This window comes from Pseudomonas sp. HD57-3 (assembly GCF_056113135.1).
Genome location: NZ_CM148568.1, coordinates 1363826 through 1380375 on the forward strand (window position 1 = coordinate 1363826; position 16550 = coordinate 1380375).

General features: G+C 60.0%; 15 protein-coding genes. 7 read left to right on the forward strand and 8 right to left on the reverse strand.

The annotated features are described in order from the left end of the window. Positions 1-17: 17 nt before the first annotated feature. The 3 genes from alg8 to yaaA form a co-directional block, all read right to left on the reverse strand. Positions 18-1499 (reverse strand): mannuronan synthase, encoded by a 1482-nt coding sequence (gene alg8 / locus AC0R79_RS06030; RefSeq protein WP_007957312.1) that lies wholly within the window; start codon positions 1497-1499, stop codon positions 18-20. An 83-nt stretch (positions 1500-1582) separates the two neighbouring features. Further along, positions 1583-2899 carry a nucleotide sugar dehydrogenase gene (locus AC0R79_RS06035; RefSeq protein WP_192563603.1) on the reverse strand — a complete coding sequence of 439 codons (1317 nt, stop codon included), beginning with the start codon at positions 2897-2899 and terminating at the stop codon, positions 1583-1585. A gap of 810 nt (positions 2900-3709) precedes the next feature. Further along, positions 3710-4489 (reverse strand): peroxide stress protein YaaA, encoded by a 780-nt coding sequence (gene yaaA / locus AC0R79_RS06040; RefSeq protein ID WP_375745561.1) that lies wholly within the window; start codon positions 4487-4489, stop codon positions 3710-3712. 138 nt (positions 4490-4627) lie between these two features. On the opposite strand from yaaA, the gene AC0R79_RS06045 reads away from it, so the two are divergent. The 6 genes from AC0R79_RS06045 (at position 4628) to AC0R79_RS06070 (ending at position 9822) form a co-directional block, all read left to right on the forward strand. Next, positions 4628-5752: a polysaccharide deacetylase family protein gene (locus AC0R79_RS06045; protein WP_474733678.1), complete on the forward strand. Its 1125-nt coding sequence runs from the start codon at positions 4628-4630 to the stop codon at positions 5750-5752. A gap of 349 nt (positions 5753-6101) precedes the next feature. After that, complete coding sequence (locus tag AC0R79_RS06050; RefSeq protein WP_007957320.1) at positions 6102-7496, forward strand: PhoH family protein; 1395 nt, start codon at positions 6102-6104, stop codon at positions 7494-7496. A gap of 101 nt (positions 7497-7597) precedes the next feature. Then, positions 7598-8071: a cyclic pyranopterin monophosphate synthase MoaC gene (gene moaC / locus AC0R79_RS06055; RefSeq protein ID WP_007957321.1), complete on the forward strand. Its 474-nt coding sequence runs from the start codon at positions 7598-7600 to the stop codon at positions 8069-8071. Further along, positions 8068-8310 (forward strand): MoaD/ThiS family protein, encoded by a 243-nt coding sequence (locus tag AC0R79_RS06060; RefSeq protein ID WP_064382453.1) that lies wholly within the window; start codon positions 8068-8070, stop codon positions 8308-8310. The genes moaC and AC0R79_RS06060 overlap by 4 nt, the downstream gene beginning before the upstream one ends. Before the next feature lie 3 nt (positions 8311-8313). Then, positions 8314-8766 (forward strand): molybdopterin synthase catalytic subunit MoaE, encoded by a 453-nt coding sequence (moaE, locus tag AC0R79_RS06065; RefSeq protein ID WP_474733681.1) that lies wholly within the window; start codon positions 8314-8316, stop codon positions 8764-8766. Between the two features lie 279 nt (positions 8767-9045). After that, positions 9046-9822, forward strand: a complete 777-nt coding sequence (locus tag AC0R79_RS06070; RefSeq protein WP_127796987.1) for an ABC transporter substrate-binding protein — start codon at positions 9046-9048, stop codon at positions 9820-9822. A gap of 37 nt (positions 9823-9859) precedes the next feature. On the opposite strand, the gene AC0R79_RS06075 is transcribed toward AC0R79_RS06070, so the two are convergent. The 5 genes from AC0R79_RS06075 to AC0R79_RS06095 all read right to left on the reverse strand — a co-directional run bounded on the left by AC0R79_RS06075 (position 9860) and on the right by AC0R79_RS06095 (position 15038). Continuing rightward, the gene (locus AC0R79_RS06075; protein WP_007957327.1) at positions 9860-10501 is read right to left on the reverse strand and encodes a helix-turn-helix transcriptional regulator; all 642 of its coding nucleotides are present in this window, start codon (positions 10499-10501) and stop codon (positions 9860-9862) included. Positions 10502-10594: 93 nt separating this feature from the next. After that, positions 10595-11722: an NAD(P)/FAD-dependent oxidoreductase gene (locus AC0R79_RS06080; protein ID WP_474733684.1), complete on the reverse strand. Its 1128-nt coding sequence runs from the start codon at positions 11720-11722 to the stop codon at positions 10595-10597. Positions 11723-11736: 14 nt separating this feature from the next. Further along, positions 11737-12681 (reverse strand): ornithine cyclodeaminase family protein, encoded by a 945-nt coding sequence (locus tag AC0R79_RS06085; RefSeq protein ID WP_127796989.1) that lies wholly within the window; start codon positions 12679-12681, stop codon positions 11737-11739. A gap of 125 nt (positions 12682-12806) precedes the next feature. After that, positions 12807-14285, reverse strand: coding sequence for an ATP-dependent RNA helicase RhlB (gene rhlB, locus AC0R79_RS06090; RefSeq protein WP_474733686.1), 1479 nt, complete (start codon positions 14283-14285; stop codon positions 12807-12809). Between the two features lie 96 nt (positions 14286-14381). Beyond that, entirely contained in the window at positions 14382-15038 is a 657-nt protein-coding gene (locus tag AC0R79_RS06095; RefSeq protein ID WP_085690612.1) for an alpha/beta hydrolase, read from the reverse strand. Between the two features lie 467 nt (positions 15039-15505). Between AC0R79_RS06095 and AC0R79_RS06100 the strand changes: the two genes are divergently transcribed. Then, positions 15506-16537, forward strand: a complete 1032-nt coding sequence (locus AC0R79_RS06100; protein WP_007957332.1) for an amino acid ABC transporter substrate-binding protein — start codon at positions 15506-15508, stop codon at positions 16535-16537. Positions 16538-16550 lie beyond the last annotated feature (13 nt).

The window sequence follows — 16550 nt, forward strand, 5'->3', positions numbered from 1 at the left end:
ATTCAAGAGGGGGCGGGTCAGACCATCATCAGCAGCACGGCGACGAAAATGCTGCCGGCGGAGAAGGTCATGGTCCGAGACGACCAGGTGTTGAACCAACGTTGAAAGCTGGCGAGATCACGGGTCAGGGAAGTGGGTTGTCGGGTCCAGGATTGTTGGTCGAGGCGGAAGAACACGTAGATCTTCACCAGCGCGCCGACAATCTGGTTGTAATAGAGAATCGCAGGGTAGGCCGGTCCGATCCGGTGGCCCGAGCACGACAGCAGCAGCGTCAGAATCAGACGGGTGATGCCGATCCACAGCAGGTAAACCAGGATGAACGCGGTGCCGTACTTGAAGCTGGCGATGATTGCCACGGTCAGGCCGAGCAAGGATGTCCACATCGAAACGCGCTGGTCGAACAGCACCACCGAGGTGAAGGCGCCGAGGCGTTTCACGCCCAGGCCCAGCGCCCGGGAGTTCTGCCGCAGGTTGTTGCCGTACCAGCGGAACATCAGTTTGCGGCTGGCCTTGATGAAGCTCTTTTCCGGCGGGTGCTCAACGGTGTTGATCGCCGCGTCCGGCACGTAGAAGGTGTCGTAGCCCAGGCGCATCAGGCTGAACCAGCTCGACTTGTCGTCGCCGGTCAGGAACTTGAAACGGCCCAGACGCCAGTGTTGCAGCGAGTCGCTTTCGACGTCGGCGATGAATTCCGGGTTGGTGACCACGGTGGCGCGGAACACCGACATGCGCCCGGTCATGGTCAGCACGCGCTTGGACAGGGCCATCGAACACATGTTGATGTGGCGCTGGGCGAAACGCAGCTTGTGCCATTCGCTCATGATGTAGCCGCCGCGCACTTCGCAGAACTCGTTGGTGGTCAGGCCGCCGACGTTGCCGAACAGCTGGAACCACGGCACGGTCTTGCGCACGGTGCCTTCGCCGAGCACGGTGTCGCCGTCGATCACGGCCACCACGGCGCGGTCGTCCGGCAGGTGACGGGAGATCGCGCGGAAACCAAACGCCAGGCCATCGCGCTTGCCGGTGCCGGGAATACGCACGAAGTCGAGCTTCACGCGTTCCGGCGGATTCATCCGCGCCCACAGCGCCTTGACCAGCAGCTCATCGGACATTTCGACGATGGAGCAGACCACGGTGGTCGGCAGTTCGCAGTCGATGGCTTCGCGGATCACCGAGCTGTAGACCTGCGCGGTGGTCAACGCGTCGATGCGAAAACTGGTGACCATCAGAAACACATGCGACGGATCCGCCGCTTTACCCAGCTTGCGAACCTTGCGGCGCAGGTGCGGGTAAACGATGTAGAGAAAAATCATGCCGCGCACGAAGTGCGTGGCACCCATCGAGTAGCGCCAGATACCCACGGCGCCAATCAGGAAAATGAAGTCCTTCGACTCGGAGTCGAACGTGGACGTGGGCAGCATCAGGGCCAGGCCCATCAGCAGGCTCAGAAACAAAAGCCAGCCGGCGGATTGCAGAAAAAAATGTTTGAGCTTGGACATGACCGTCATCCGAAGGTGATGGGGGCTTCAAACCGCCCGCCGATTCACGGCGTGCGGCTTGAAACTCGGGGCTTGCTGCTGCGTTACCAGCAGATGCCTTCGGTGCGGGTGCCGGCATCGGTGGCCTTGGCCATGAAGCCGACCAGGTCGATGACCTGCTTGCCGTGCGGGGCCTGCTGGGCCAGCGCGCGGAACTTCTCGTCGCGGTTGCCGAGGATGATCACGTCGGAGTTGTCGATCACCGAATCGAAGTCCGCGTTGAGCAGGGACGACACGTGCGGGATCTTCGACTCGATGTAGTCCTTGTTCGCGCCGTGGACACGGGCGTACTGGACGTTGCTGTCGTAGATGCTCAGGTCGTAACCCTTGCCGATCAGCATCTCGGCCAGTTCCACCAGCGGACTCTCGCGCAGGTCGTCGGTGCCGGCCTTGAAGCTCAGGCCGAGCAGGGCGACTTTGCGTTTGTCGTGGCTTTCAACGATGTCGAAGGCGTTCTGCACTTGCGATTCGTTGCTGCGCATCAGCGAGTTGAGCAGCGGCGCTTCGACGTCCAGGGAGCCGGCGCGGTAGGTCAGGGCGCGCACATCTTTGGGTAGGCACGAGCCGCCGAAAGCGAAGCCTGGGCGCATGTAGTACTGGGACAGGTTGAGGGTTTTGTCCTGGCAGACCACGTCCATCACTTCGCGGCCATCGACGCCCACCGCTTTGGCGATGTTGCCGATCTCGTTGGCGAAGGTCACTTTGGTCGCGTGCCAGACGTTGCAGGTGTACTTGATCATCTCGGCGACGGCGATGTCCTTGCGGATGATCGGTGCGTCGAGTTCTTCGTACAGCGATTGCAGAACGTCGCCCGACGCCTTGTCGAACTCGCCGATGACGGTCATCGGTGGCAGGTCGTAGTCGGCGATCGCGGTGGATTCACGCAGGAACTCAGGGTTCACGGCGACACCGAAATCAACGCCGGCTTTTTTGCCGGAGCAGTCTTCGAGGATCGGGATGACAACGTTTGCCACGGTGCCCGGCAGAACGGTGCTGCGCACGACGATGGTGTGGCGGGTGGACTTTTCACGCAGGACAAAACCGATCTCGCGGCACACCGCTTCGATGTAGTTCAGTTCCAGGTCGCCGTTCTTCTTGCTCGGCGTGCCGACGCAGATCATCGACAGGTCGGTGTCGCGAATCGCTTCGGCGAAGTTGGTCGTGCCGCGCAGACGACCGGTCTGGATACCTTGTGCCAGCAACTCGCCCAGGCCCGGTTCGACAATGGGAGATTTGCCAGCGTTGATCATGTCGATCTTGTCTTTGGCAACATCGACGCCAACCACGTCATGGCCCCGAGCAGACAGGCAACCGGCACATACTGCGCCAACGTAACCCAAACCAAATATGCTGATGCGCATCGCAATTACCTCTGTATATATCAGGCCTTAGAGGGCCGGAGTTAATGGTGTTCAGCGTTCATTAGTGCACTCGAAAGTGCGGCATACAGGCGCCACAATGCCGTGTGCAGGCATACTAAGTTTCGAGTGTCTAAATAAGTGCACTCAAGATGTGCGTAACCAGGCCTTGTTGTTATGACGTGCCCTGTTATGCAGCCGATCTTCTTTGGAGAAGACTCTTGTGCAATCGTCTTGCGCGCTCGATGTCAGGATTAAAGTCCCGTAAATCAAGCGGTTGGGTGCTCAGGCGAGCACGTTTATAAGGGCGCGGCCATGGCCTTTGTAGGGGATATTAATGGTGCGTATCTCCTGTCCATCGTCTGATTTGAGACTAGTTAGTCATCTAGGCAAGTTGCTGTGACAACTTGGTTACATGGCTATCTGCTCCGCGTAAGTTATCTCGTACAAACTCGGCGAGAATCGTTACCGGTGGTATGAGCTATGCATTCGGACGAAGTTCCTGTCCGCTCATCGCGAAATCTGAAATTTCTTGAAATATTGTCGGAGATGGCACCAGTATCAATTTGATAGCAATTTCGTTTTCGACCTTTAATAACAGGCGAAAAATCACGTTAGATAGTTTTGTGCCACTACTGTGAAAAAATTTAGGTGCCACTACTGAAAAAAATGATCAGTGTCGAGTGAAACTAATCTTAGAAAAGACAGGGAGGTTTTTCTGGCGCCAGTAAAATGGCGAAATATGGCGAGGGTTTTTTGACATCGTGCGAGCTGCACGACTCTTCATATAAAGAGTCGTGCATTAGGCATGCTTTATTCGGGGGCGTGATCGCGTAGAAACACCAGATTATCCGGTTTCGATTGCTCGGCGCTGTAGCGATAACCCTGCACATCGAACTGCTTGAGGGTCGCCGGGTCGTTGATGCGTTCCTGGATCACGAAGCGGCTCATCAGGCCCCGGGCTTTCTTGGCGTAGAAGCTGATGATCTTGTACTGGCCGTTCTTCAGGTCCTTGAACTCGGTATTGATGATCCGCGCGTTCAGGGCCGTGCGTTTGACCGCCGAGAAGTATTCGTTGGACGCCAGGTTCAGCAGCACGTCATCGCCCTGGTCGGCCAGCGCTTCGTTCAGCCATTCGCTGATGCGCGTGCCCCAGAAGGCGTACAAGTCCTTGCCTCGGGCGTTGGCCAGTTTGGTGCCCATTTCCAGGCGATACGGCTGCATCAGGTCGAGCGGACGCAGCAGGCCGTAGAGGCCGGAGAGCATGCGCAAGTGCTGTTGCGCGTAATCGAAATCGGCTTCGCTGAAGCTCTGGGCGTCGAGTCCGGTGTAGACGTCGCCCTTGAAAGCCAGCAGTGCCTGCTTGGCGTTTTCCGGCGTGAACGCTGGTGTCCAGCTGCCGAAACGCGCGGCGTTGAGGCCGCCGATCTTGTCGGACACGTGCATCAGTTCGCTGATCTGCGCCGGGCTCAGCTCGCGCAGTTGCTGGATCAGTTCCTGGGAGTGGTCGAGGTATTGCGGCTGGGTGAAGCGCTGGGTCGCCGGCGGTGTTTCGTAATCGAGGGTCTTGGCGGGGGAAATCACCATCAGCATGAAGTCGTCTCCTTTAATCGTGGGGGCGATTCTAGGGGGTTGGGGCGGATGACTCCAGCTATCACGTCCATAGGTGATCGGCGGTTTACCAGTCGGATCGGCTATAGTGCGGCGCGGGTTTTGTTATGGAGACACCCTTTGCGCATTGTTCTTTTTTTCACCGCGTGGCTGTTGAGCGTCGGTGCCGTTGCGGCGCCGGGCGATATCGCGACGCTGGATCGCAGCACCTGGCCGGAAAAACTCGACAATCCGACCCTGTTCGACGTCGCCTCGCGGGCGGAAATCCTGATGTTCGCCCGAGGCCTGCTCGGCACCGAAGCGCTGGACGAAGCGGCGCTGGCCCAGCGTCTGGGGCTGCGTACGGTCAATCTGGATGCAATCAACAGCCTGCGCGAGCGCCTGTGGCAGCGTCTGCTGGCCAATTACAACTTCGCCCAGCAAAGCTGCGATCAGGACGCCTCCTTCTGCTTCCTCGTCGAAGACCTGCCGACCCTGCGCGAGCAGGCCGCCAAATTCGTGGTCAGCGACGAAAGCTATTACACCAAGTGGGCCGAACCGAGCCGGATCTTCCACCTGCAATACCTCGATGAGCTGATGCGCAAGGCTGCGCTCTCGCCGCAGACCACCAGCGAACTCGATCATTTCGGAGACTACGAGCGCAACGGCGACGACATGCACGACCGCTTGTTTCTGTTGAGTTTCGACAGCGCCGCCAACCTGCAACCGGACAACACCGACTGGCTTACCGAGTACCTGCGCAAGTCGAACCTGAGCGGTACCTTCTTCATGTTGGGCAAGGATGTTCAGGCGCGGCTGGCCGACCGTTCCGTCAGCAGTCTGCAAGCGGCGTTTTCGCAACAGTGCGTCGGCGTGCAGGGCTGGGAGTTCCGCTCCCACAGCCACTGGCAGGACTGGCAGGATTCGGTGCGGCGCAGTGCCGATCTGGTCAAGAACAAACTGCCGGAAAACTACGTGCCGCTGTTCCGTCCGCCGGAAGGCCAACGTCGCAGCGATGCCCGGGGTTTCTTCAACAGTCAGGGCCTGCAAGTGGCGCTGTGGGACATCGATGCCCAGGACGGCGCCGGCAAGCTCAAGGGCGCTCCGAGCGCGCAGCGGGTGCTGACCCTGATGCTGCTGTGGCGGCACGGGGTGATCAATTTCAACATGAAGCAGGATGCGGTGAAGACCGCGTTGCCGTGGCTGATCACGCAAACCGCGCAAAGCGGCATCGGCTGGGAAGACTGTCAGGACGCGTTTCGCTGAAAAACGGCAAGAGCCCGGAAACATTGGGCTTGGGGTGAATTTTTTGCAAAATTCGATGCAGGCGGACTTCCGACTCTAACGGGGGCAGGGCAGTCCGCCAAGGGCTTTTCGTCACTTTGCAAAATAAACTTCAAAAAAGCGTCAAAGTGCTTTTTTCTGTCACGGGTTTTGGAGTATTACGAAGTCAGACCGCCGAAACCTGCAACACAGGTGGCGTCTTCCAAGACCCATTTTGTGTGCGGTTCACCTGCTATCCCGACAAAAGCTGTGCAGGTGGATTCGGCAGTCACTTCGAGGCGCAGCACCGCCGAGGTATTGCGTCGAATGGCTCCCACAAAGGTGACCGAGTATGGATGATCACGGACGTAGCCCTTCCTCCAACCAGCCAATCCTTTATGTACTCGATACCAACGTACTGATTCACGATCCAAACGCCCTGCTGAATTTCGAAGAACACCACGTCGCGATCCCGATGACCGTGCTTGAAGAGCTGGACAAGCTCAAGAGCGGGCATCACAGCGTGGCCGCCGAATGCCGTCAGGCTATCCGGCTGATCGACAAGACCCTGGGCGATGCTTCACCCGATGACGTCGAACAGGGCGTGCCGATCCAGCGCGGCAAGGGCGGCCCGAAGGGCTTGCTGTCGATTCTGATGAGCAAGCAGGCCGAATCGAACCTGATTCTGCCCGAGCATCTGAACGACAACAAAATCATCAACCAGCTGATCGATCTGCACACCCGCGACCCGAAAAAACCGGTGGTGCTGGTCACCAAAGACATCAACATGCGCCTCAAGGCGCGCGCCTGCGGGATCGACGCCGAGGACTACAGCACCGACCAACTGGTCGACGACGTGTCCCTGCTGCCCAACGGCTATCACAACATGACCGGCTCCTTCTGGGACCGCGTGAGCAAGGTCGAAACCCGTCAGGACCACGGCCGCACCTGGCATCAGGTACAGCTGATCGACAACCTGCCCGCCGTGCACATCAACGAGTTCATCATTGATGAGCAGGGCTTCGTCGGCTGGATCAAGGAGATCGAAGAGGACAAGCTGCTGATCCTCGACCTGCATCAGGAACCGCTGCTGCACCAGGAAGCCTGGGGCCTCAAGCCACGGGACATCTACCAGAGCCTGGCGCTGTATGCGCTGCTGGATCCGGACATTCACCTGGTCAACCTGTCCGGCGCCGCCGGTTCGGGTAAAACCATTCTGGCGCTGGCCGCTGCGATCGAGCAGACCATGGTCAGCAAGCGTTATCGCCGCATCATCGCCACCCGCAGCGTGCAGGGCCTGGACCAGGAAATCGGCTTCCTGCCAGGTACCGAAGCGGAAAAAATGGAGCCTTGGCTGGGCGCCATCACCGACAACCTCGAAGCCTTGCACATGGATGATGAAAACACCCATGGCAGCGTCGACTACATCCTCAGCAAAGTGCCGTTGCAGTTCAAATCGCTCAACTACATTCGCGGCCGCAGCTTCCAGCAGAGCCTGATCCTGATCGACGAATGCCAGAACCTCACGCCGCACCAGATGAAAACCATCATCACCCGGGCCGGCGCCGGTTCCAAAGTGGTGTGCCTGGGCAACCTGGCACAGATCGACACCCCTTACCTGTCCGCGACCAGCTCCGGGCTGACCTACTTGACCGAACGCTTCAAGGATTTCCCCAACGGTGTGCACATCACCCTGCAAGGGGTGCCTCGCTCGATCCTGGCCGAATACGCCGAATCGCATCTGTAACCGTCAAACCGAACCGGGCGACTGCAAAGTCGCCCGGTTTTTTATGTGCGCAATTCTGACCCCCAGGTTTACAATCGGCGCTCCTGATCAGGAGTAATCCCGTGCTGACTCATCTCGATTCCCAAGGTCGCGCCAACATGGTCGACGTCACCGAAAAAGCCGTGACGTTCCGTGAAGCGACGGCCCAAGCGCTGGTGCGCATGCTTCCCGACACCCTGCAGATGATCGTCAGCGGTGGCCATCCCAAGGGCGATGTGTTCGCCGTGGCGCGCATTGCCGGCATTCAGGCGGCGAAGAAAACCAGTGACCTGATTCCCCTGTGTCATCCGCTGATGCTGACCGGCGTCAAGGTCGAACTCAGTGCCGAAGGCGATGACGCGGTGCGTATCGTGGCTCGCTGCAAATTGTCCGGGCAGACCGGCGTCGAGATGGAAGCGCTGACCGCCGCCAGCGTCGCCGCCCTGACCATCTACGACATGTGCAAGGCCGTGGACCGTGGCATGACCATCGAAAGCGTGCGTCTGCTGGAAAAGGTTGGCGGCAAGAGCGGGCATTTCCAGGCGGAGCAGCCATGAACCTGACCGTGAAGTTTTTTGCCCGCTACCGCGAGGCACTGGGCGTGGACTCGGTGAAGGTCGAGGGTGATTTCGCCACCGTCGATGACGTTCGTGCGTTGCTGGCGCAGCGTGAGGGCGCCGATGTGCTCAGCGAGCAAAACCTGATGTGCGCGCGCAACGAAGACCTCTGCCAGCTCGACGAACCGGTGGTCGATGGCGACGAAGTGGCGTTTTTTCCTACCGTGACCGGAGGCTGAGACATGCGCATTCGGGTGCAGTGCGAACCGTTCGATCCGGGCGCTGAAGTCAACGCGATGCACGCGGCCAATGTCGGCGTCGGCGCGGTGGTGAGTTTTGTCGGCTACGTGCGTGACTTCAACGATGGCCTCGATGTCGCCGGGATGTTCCTCGAACACTATCCGGGAATGACCGAAAAGGCCCTCGGCAAGATTGCCGTGGAGGCCGAGGAGCGCTGGCCGCTGTTGAAACTGGAAGTGCTGCACCGAATCGGCGCGCTGGAACCGGGCGAGCCGATCGTGTTCGTCGCCGCCGCCAGTGCACACCGCCAGGCAGCGTTCGACGCCTGCGCCTTCGTCATGGATTACCTGAAAACCCGCGCACCCTTCTGGAAGAAAGAAAACACCAGCGACGGCCCGCGCTGGGTCGAAGGCCGTGACAGCGATCATGCGGCGGCGGATCGCTGGAAGCAGTAATTCCTCTGTCGACTTAAAGTCAGTCTTCGCGAGCAAACTCGCTCCCACAGGTTTTTGATGATCCTTGTGGGAGCGAGCTTGCTCGCGAAGAGGCCATCCGAATCACCAATTCCCTCAAGTTCACCTCCCCGACCATCGGCCAGAAATGATCGGTCTCGCCCAATTGACGGTTTGTACGTAAAAGTCCAGTATGGATTTACAAGTACAAAAAAGGTCTTTCCCCGTTTCAGCTTTTTCTTCTGTCTTGCCAAACCAACAACAACCCGCGAGAGAACGAACATGAAGAAATTCCCCCTCATCACCGGTCTGGCACTGAGCCTGTTGGCGTGCAGCAGTGCGTTCGCCGCCGAGAAAACCCTGCGCATCGGTATCGAAGCAGCGTACCCGCCCTTCGCCTCGAAGACCGACAAAGGTGAAATCGTCGGTTTCGACTACGACATCGGCAATGCCCTGTGCGCGCAGATGCAGGTCAAGTGCGTGTGGGTCGAGGGCGAGTTCGACGGTCTGATTCCTTCCCTGAAAGTGAAGAAAATCGACATGGCGCTGTCGTCCATGACCATCAACGAAGACCGCAAGAAGTCGGTGGACTTCACCCACAAGTACTATTTCACCTCTTCGCGGCTGGTGATGAAGGACGGCGCGAGCGTCGATGACCAGTACGCCAGCCTCAAGGGCAAGACCGTCGGCGTGCAGCGTGCGACCACCACCGACCGTTACGCGACCGAGGTGTTCGAGCCCAAGGGCATCAACGTCAAGCGTTACGGCAACAACGAAGAAATCTACATGGACCTGGCGGCCGGGCGTCTCGATGCGATCTTCGCCGACACCATCCCGCTGACCGACTTCCTGTCGATGCCGCGCGGCAAGGGTTACGCCTTCGTCGGGCCTGAGTTGAAGGATCCGAAGTATGTGGGCGAGGGCGCCGGGATCGCGGTGCGCAAGGGCAACGCCGAACTGGTCAGTCAGTTGAACACTGCTATCGACGGTATTCGCGCCAGTGGCGAATATCAGAAGATTTCCGAGAAGTACTTCAAGTCGGACATCTACGGCGACTGAGTCTGAAGACCGTGCAGCCTTTGCAGGCTGCACGGTTTCAGCCCTTCAATTCCTTCAAATGCTTGTACACCGTCGCCCGTCCCATGTTCAGCACATTGGCCACATAGTTCGAGGCGCTCTTGCCCTTGAACGCCCCTTCGGCGTGCAGCGCCAGCACCAGTTCGCGTTTGTGATCGCGGGTCAGCAGGTTCAGGCTCAGTTGCCGCTCGCGTAGCCAGGCGTGCAGGAAAGTGTTGATGCGCTCCTGCCAGTCATCGCGGAACAGCGAGTCCGGTTGCGGGATCAGTTTGCTCGGCGAGAGGAACAGGTCCAGCGCAGCCTTGGCGTTCTCGAACAGCGAAATATTCAGATTGATGCACAGCACCGCCAGCGGATGACCTTCGCTGTCGCGCAGCACGGTGCTCAGGCTTCGTATCTTCTGACCGTCCCAATTGAGCTTTTCGTACGGGCCGATGTTCCGTTCGCTGACGTCGTCGCTGAGCATGTCTTCCAGCGACGATTCATCGCCGATCACCCGTTTCGACAGGTTGTTGGCGATGTAGTCGACCTTCTGCGTGCGCAGGTCATGCAACACCACTTCGGCGTGGGGAAAGAACAGCGTGGCAATGGCGTCGGCGATGGCGTGGTAGTTGTCCAGCGCGGCGTCATGCAGCTCGGGCGTGTGTTCGGGGGCGGTCATAGCTGTGGAGCTCCAGGCAACGTCAACGCCCCCGTGATCCGGGGGCGTTGCGAGTGTGCCGCAATCCGTCGGGCGCGTCATCCGGGCGGACGGTCAGGCCAGGCGGGCAGGGGCAAGCATGGCGGCGGTCAGGCCGAATTGCTTGAGATGGTCGGGCAACGGTTCGCCACGTACCAGCGCGGCACTGGCCTGGCCCATCGCCGGCGAAGTCTGGATGCCGTAGCCGCCCTGGGCCGCGACCCAGAACAGCCCCGGCACCTGCGGATCGAACCCGGACAGCAAATCGCCGTCGGCGACGAAACTGCGCAGGCCGGCCCAGGTGCGGGTCGGGCGGCGGATGGTCAGGGTCGTCGCTTCCTCGATCTGGTAAATACCCATGGCGATGTCCAGTTCTTCCGGCTGCACGTCGTGGGGTTCGACCGGGTCGGCGTTGGCCGGTGAGCCGAGGAACATCCCGGCGTCGGGCTTCATATAGAACGATTCGTCGAGACTGACCAGCATCGGCCAGTGGTGGATGTCGACGCCTTCAGGGCCGGCGAAGATGAACGCCGCACGGCGTTTCGGTTGCAGGCCCAGCGGCCGGGCGCCGGCCAGGGTCCCGATCCTGTCGGCCCAGGCGCCTGCCGCGTTGATCACGATGGGCGCGCTGAAGGTCTGGCCGTTGGTCTGCACGTGCCAGATGCCGTCGGCGTCGCGACTCAGTCCGAGCACTTCGCAATCGGTCTGCACCTGGCCGTTGTTGCGACGGATACCGCGCAGATAGCCCTGATGCAGGGCATCTGTATCGATGTCGCTGGCGGTGGGGTCGTAGATCGCGCCATGGACTTTCTCCCGGCGCAGGATCGGCAATCGGGCGCACGCTTCATCCGCGCTGAGCAGTTGCATCTCCGGCACCGTGGCCTTGGCGCTGAGGTATTGATTGTTCAGCTCGGCGGCGTCACCGGTGAAGTCGACGGTCATTTCGCCACGCGGGGTGAGCAGCGGGTGTTCGCAGAAACCGCTGGGCGGATGGTCGAAGAATTCGCGGCTGGCCTGGGTCAGCGCCCGGACTTGCGGAGTGCCGTAAGCGGCGGTGAACAGTGCAGCCGAACGCCCGGTGGAGTGATAGGCCGGGTGCGACTCGCGCTCCAGCACCACGACCTTGCCGTGCTGCGACAGCCAGAAACCGGTGGACGCGCCGGCAATCCCGCCGCCGATGATGATGAAATCTGCATGACTCATGAAAATCTCCGGTGTCAGCGCTGCAATTGATAGACGGCGTTGGCCAGGGCGATGTCTTCCAGGCCCAGACCGATGGAGCGGAAAAACACGTGACGGTTGTAATCGGGGCGCTGCACTTTTTCGCTGAGCAGATCCGCCAGGTCACCGATGATCGCGTTGTTGTCCCAGCCATGTCGTTCGCTGGCGATCAGCATCTCGCCGGCCGAGCCCGGGGTGGTCAGACGATAGTCGCAGAACACCTGCATGTCGTTGAGGCTTTGTGGGGGCACTTCGTGGGCGCGCGGTGCGTTGGTGCTGATCGAGGTGATCAGCGCCGGTTTGCTCAAGGTTGCCGGGTCGATCACGGGGCCGGCGGACGAGGTGCAGAGCATGATCACGTCGGCTTCGGCGATGGCGGTTTCGCGGCTGTCGGCGATGTTCACCCGTGGATCGAGGGCTTGCAGTTGGCGGGCGGTTGCCGGGTCTTCGCTCAAGGTGGGCGAGTACACACTGATGCTCTGCCAGTCGCGCAACGTTTTGACGTAATGCAGGTGCGCCTGGGCGACCTTGCCGCTGCCGACGATTGCCAGACGCGCGGCCTTCAACGGGGCGAGGGCATCGACCGCCACGGCGGTGGTCGCAGCGGTGCGGGCGGTGGTCAGTTCGCCGGCATCGCAGAGCAGCAACGGCTGGCCGGTCTGCATCGACATCAGCAGTGTCCACGCCGTCACCAGCGGGCCTTGTTCGCGAACGATGTACGGCGAGGTCTTGACCCCGTACACGCCGTCTTCCGCCAGCACGCCCAGATAGTTGATGAAGTCCCCGGCACCCTGAGGGAATTCCACCAGTTGCTGCGCCGGTTGCACTGCATGCCCGGCCGCCAGATCACGGAACAGCTTGCGCAGGATCTGCGGCACATCGATCCGGGCCAACAGCTCGCGGGCTTGGGTTTGGTCGATCACGTAAGGCGTACTGGACATGTCGGACTCCGGAGACTGTTATTTAAACTAATTTGTCTATTATGGACTTTTAGTTTTGTTGAACAATATCCGGGCGAAAAAAAAGCGCAGTCCGTTGCCGGCTGCGCTTCTCTTTATGGCGTCGCTTACTGTGGACGCTTGCGCTCAACCGCCCGCAATAGATGCGTCGGCGGTGTTTCACAGCTGATCTTGCGACCGAGTTTTTCTTCGATGGACGGCAACTGATAGGAGTCGTCTTCACCGGCGAAGCTGATCGACACGCCGTCGGCGCCAGCGCGACCGGTACGGCCGATGCGGTGCACGTAGTCGTCCGGGACTTCCGGCAGGGTGAAGTTGATCACGTGGCTGATGCCGTCGATGTGGATACCGCGACCGGCCACGTCGGTGGCGACCAGCACCCGGATCTTGCCTTCGCGGAAGCCTTCGAGCGTCTTGATCCGCTTGTGCTGCGGCACGTCGCCGGACAACTGCGCGGCGTTGATGCCGTCACGCACCAGGCGTTCTTCGATGCGGCGAACTTCGTCCTTGCGGTTGGCGAACACGATCACACGCTCCCAGCCGTTGTCGTTGACCAGGTTGAAGAGCAGTTTGTATTTGTCGGCACCGGCCACCGCGTAGATGTGCTGCTCGACGTTTTCGTTGGCCACGTTGGTGACTTCGATTTCGACGATCGCAGGATCGGTGGTCCACTGCTTGGCGAGGTTCATCACGTCATCGGTGAAGGTCGCGGAGAACAGCAGGGTCTGGCGTTCGCTTTTCGGCGGGGTCTGGCGAATGATCTGACGGACCTGAGGGATGAAGCCCATGTCGAGCATGCGGTCGGCTTCGTCCAGCACCATCACTTCAACCATGTCCAGATGCACGTCACCGCGCTGGTTGAAGTCGAGCAGGCGGCCCGGGGTTGCGACGAGGATGTCGCAATGGCGCGCTTCGAGGTGCTTGAGCTGCTTGTCGAAGTCCATGCCGCCGACGAACGTCATGACGTTGAGGCCGGTGTACTTGGTCAGGTCGGCGGCGTCCTTGGCGATCTGCACCACCAGCTCGCGGGTCGGCGCGATGATCAGCGCCCGTGGCTCGCCCATGTAGCGCTCTTTCGGCGGCGGGGTCTGCAACAGCTGGGTGATGATCGAGATCAGGAACGCGGCGGTCTTGCCGGTGCCGGTCTGGGCGCGGCCGATGGCGTCTTTGCCGGCGAGGGTATAACCCAGCACCTGGGCCTGGATCGGCGTGCAATACGGGAAACCCAGATCCTGAATGGCGTGCATCAGTTCCGGGGAGAGTTTGAAATCGTGGAAACGGGTCTTGCCTTCCTGTGGCTCGACGACGAAGTCTTCGAGTTTCCAGGGAATCACCGGCGCCTTGGGCTTGGGTTCGCGACGTGGTCTGGCCGGTTTCGGTGCTTCGCTGCGGGCCGGCTCGGTGGCGGGCACGGCAGCTGGAGCGGGTTTTGGTTCGCGTTGCGACGTCGTGGCGGGCGTCTGGCGGTCGGCCTGGCTGGCATCGCTGCGATGACCGGGGGCGTGCGACGGCGCAGTGGGGACTGGCGCGAGCTGCTCAGCCTCGCTTTTACCGAACATTTTCTTGAGTGCTTTGAGCACGGTCATCTCATCAATTGGTTAAGGAATGTACGCCGGCCAGTGTAATGCAAGAAACGGGCGCGGCGTAGTGGGATGATCAAAGGGCGACCCTTGTCGGAATTGTCAGCGCAGGCGTTCGCTCAACCATGTGCCGATGTCGCGAATTTCTTCGGGTAACACTTCGTGCTCCATTGGGTATTCCTGCCATGTCACGGTGACACCATGGGCCTTGAGATACTCATAAGCCGTGCGTCCCATCGAGTTCTGCACCACGTTGTCGAACTGGCCGTGCAGCGACAGCACCGGAATCCGCTGCTGGCTGGCGGACAACTCCAGTTCATCGCTGAAGGTCGGCGCGTATGTCGATAATGCCAGCACCCCGCCCAACGGCCCCTGCCATTTCAGAAACGCGGTGTGATAGACCACGGCGCCGCCTTGGGAAAAGCCGGCGAGGAAAATCCGCGAAGCGTCTATTCCGCTGCTTCGCTGTTCTTCTATCAATTCGATGATGCGGTCGGCGGACGCTTCCAGCTCGTCGCGGTCGATCGCCCGGGCCGGGCTCATGGCTTTGATGTCGTACCAGCTCGGCATGGCATATCCGCCATTTATCGTCACCGGACGGGTCGGCGCCTGGGGCAGGACGAAACGCGTGCTCAGCAGGCTTTCCTGAAGCGCTTCGGCCACCGGCAGAAAGTCGTAGCGGTCGGCGCCGAGGCCGTGCAGCCAGATCACGCAGGCGTCTGCGGGCTTAACAGGCTGAAGAATCAAGGGCTCGGTCATGGCTGCTCCAATTATGTGCGGGCGCTCTCATTGAGTGCGTGATTTGCGTGCGCGCCCGGTTGATCCGTTAAGAAGATGTCGCAAGGCTGCAAGTTTTGCTATTGACCTGTCACTCAATCGCTTCAGCTGCCGGTGTGGTACGGGCTTTGCTATGAGGTAGTCGTGCAATCGATCTCGCGCCTGGCGGTAACACTATCAGTGAACGCCTGGCGACGGGATAGCAAAGAATCCGGTGATGGATGTTCGCCAATGGCCGCAACGGGCTTAGCGAACGTGAAAGGGCTACCGCCCGTTCGGCCGACTGGTGAGAAGTGAGTTGTCCATGATGTGGATTGTCTCCTACTAGACTCATAGCGAAGGTCCTGCGTCGGTTGACCCCAAAAAAAGCCAACACGGGTCAACAACGCCTCAAAAGGGTGCGACTGGACTCAAGCTCCGACACAACAAGAGCAAAACTGGAGGTTTGAATGAAGATGTTGAAATCCACTCTGGCGATCGTGACTGCTGCTGCAGTACTGGGTGTCAGCGGGTTCGCTCAGGCGGGTGCAACCCTGGATGCAGTGAAGAAGAAAGGATTCGTGCAGTGCGGCGTCAGCGATGGCTTGCCAGGCTTCTCGGTTCCGGATTCCACCGGCAAGATCGTGGGTATCGATGCTGACGTCTGCCGCGCCGTGGCCGCTGCCGTGTTCGGCGACGCGACCAAGGTCAAGTTCAGTCAGTTGAACGCCAAGGAGCGTTTCACCGCTCTGCAGTCCGGCGAGATCGACATCCTGTCGCGTAACACCACCATGACCAGCTCCCGTGACGCGGGCATGGGTCTGAAATTCCCGGGCTTCATTACCTACTACGACGGCATCGGCTTCCTGGTAAACAACAAGCTGGGCGTGAAGAGTGCCAAAGAGCTGGACGGTGCAACCATCTGCATCCAGGCCGGTACCACCACCGAGCTGAACGTTTCCGACTACTTCCGCGGCAACGGTCTGAAATACACCCCGATCACTTTCGACACCTCCGATGAGAGCGCCAAGTCGCTGGAATCCGGTCGTTGCGACGTGCTGACCTCCGACAAGTCCCAGCTGTTCGCCCAGCGCAGCAAGCTGGCTTCGCCGAAGGACTACGTGGTTCTGCCGGAAACCATTTCCAAGGAGCCTCTGGGCCCGGTCGTGCGTAACGGCGACGACGAGTGGCTGGCCATCGTGCGTTGGGTTGGCTACGCGCTGCTGAACACCGAAGAAGCAGGCATCTCTTCGAAGAACGTCGAAGCTGAAGCCAAAGCGACCAAGAACCCGGATGTCGCTCGTATGCTCGGCGCAGACGGCGAATACGGCAAAGACCTGAAACTGCCGAAGGACTGGGTCGTACAGATCGTCAAGCAAGTCGGCAACTACGGCGAAATCTTCGAGAAAAACCTCGGCAAGAGCACTCCGCTGGAAATCGACCGCGGCCTGAACGCGCTGTGGAACAACGGCGGCATTCAATACGCACCACCAGTGCGCTGATGGTTCTGTCACC

Bases quoted from the DNA above. Each gene is read 5' to 3' on its own strand.
- AC0R79_RS06085 (WP_127796989.1), bottom strand. From the start codon at position 12,681: ATGTCCAGTACGCCTTACGTGATCGACCAAACCCAAGCCCGCGAGCTG.
- AC0R79_RS06100 (WP_007957332.1), top strand. From the start codon at position 15,506: ATGAAGATGTTGAAATCCACTCTGGCGATCGTGACTGCTGCTGCAGTA.
- alg8 (WP_007957312.1), bottom strand. From the start codon at position 1,499: ATGTCCAAGCTCAAACATTTTTTTCTGCAATCCGCCGGCTGGCTTTTG.
- rhlB (WP_474733686.1), bottom strand. From the start codon at position 14,285: ATGACCGTGCTCAAAGCACTCAAGAAAATGTTCGGTAAAAGCGAGGCT.
- AC0R79_RS06080 (WP_474733684.1), bottom strand. From the start codon at position 11,722: ATGAGTCATGCAGATTTCATCATCATCGGCGGCGGGATTGCCGGCGCG.
- AC0R79_RS06075 (WP_007957327.1), bottom strand. From the start codon at position 10,501: ATGACCGCCCCCGAACACACGCCCGAGCTGCATGACGCCGCGCTGGAC.
- yaaA (WP_375745561.1), bottom strand. From the start codon at position 4,489: ATGCTGATGGTGATTTCCCCCGCCAAGACCCTCGATTACGAAACACCG.
- AC0R79_RS06060 (WP_064382453.1), top strand. From the start codon at position 8,068: ATGAACCTGACCGTGAAGTTTTTTGCCCGCTACCGCGAGGCACTGGGC.
- AC0R79_RS06035 (WP_192563603.1), bottom strand. From the start codon at position 2,899: ATGCGCATCAGCATATTTGGTTTGGGTTACGTTGGCGCAGTATGTGCC.
- AC0R79_RS06095 (WP_085690612.1), bottom strand. From the start codon at position 15,038: ATGACCGAGCCCTTGATTCTTCAGCCTGTTAAGCCCGCAGACGCCTGC.
- moaE (WP_474733681.1), top strand. From the start codon at position 8,314: ATGCGCATTCGGGTGCAGTGCGAACCGTTCGATCCGGGCGCTGAAGTC.
- AC0R79_RS06070 (WP_127796987.1), top strand. From the start codon at position 9,046: ATGAAGAAATTCCCCCTCATCACCGGTCTGGCACTGAGCCTGTTGGCG.
- AC0R79_RS06050 (WP_007957320.1), top strand. From the start codon at position 6,102: ATGGATGATCACGGACGTAGCCCTTCCTCCAACCAGCCAATCCTTTAT.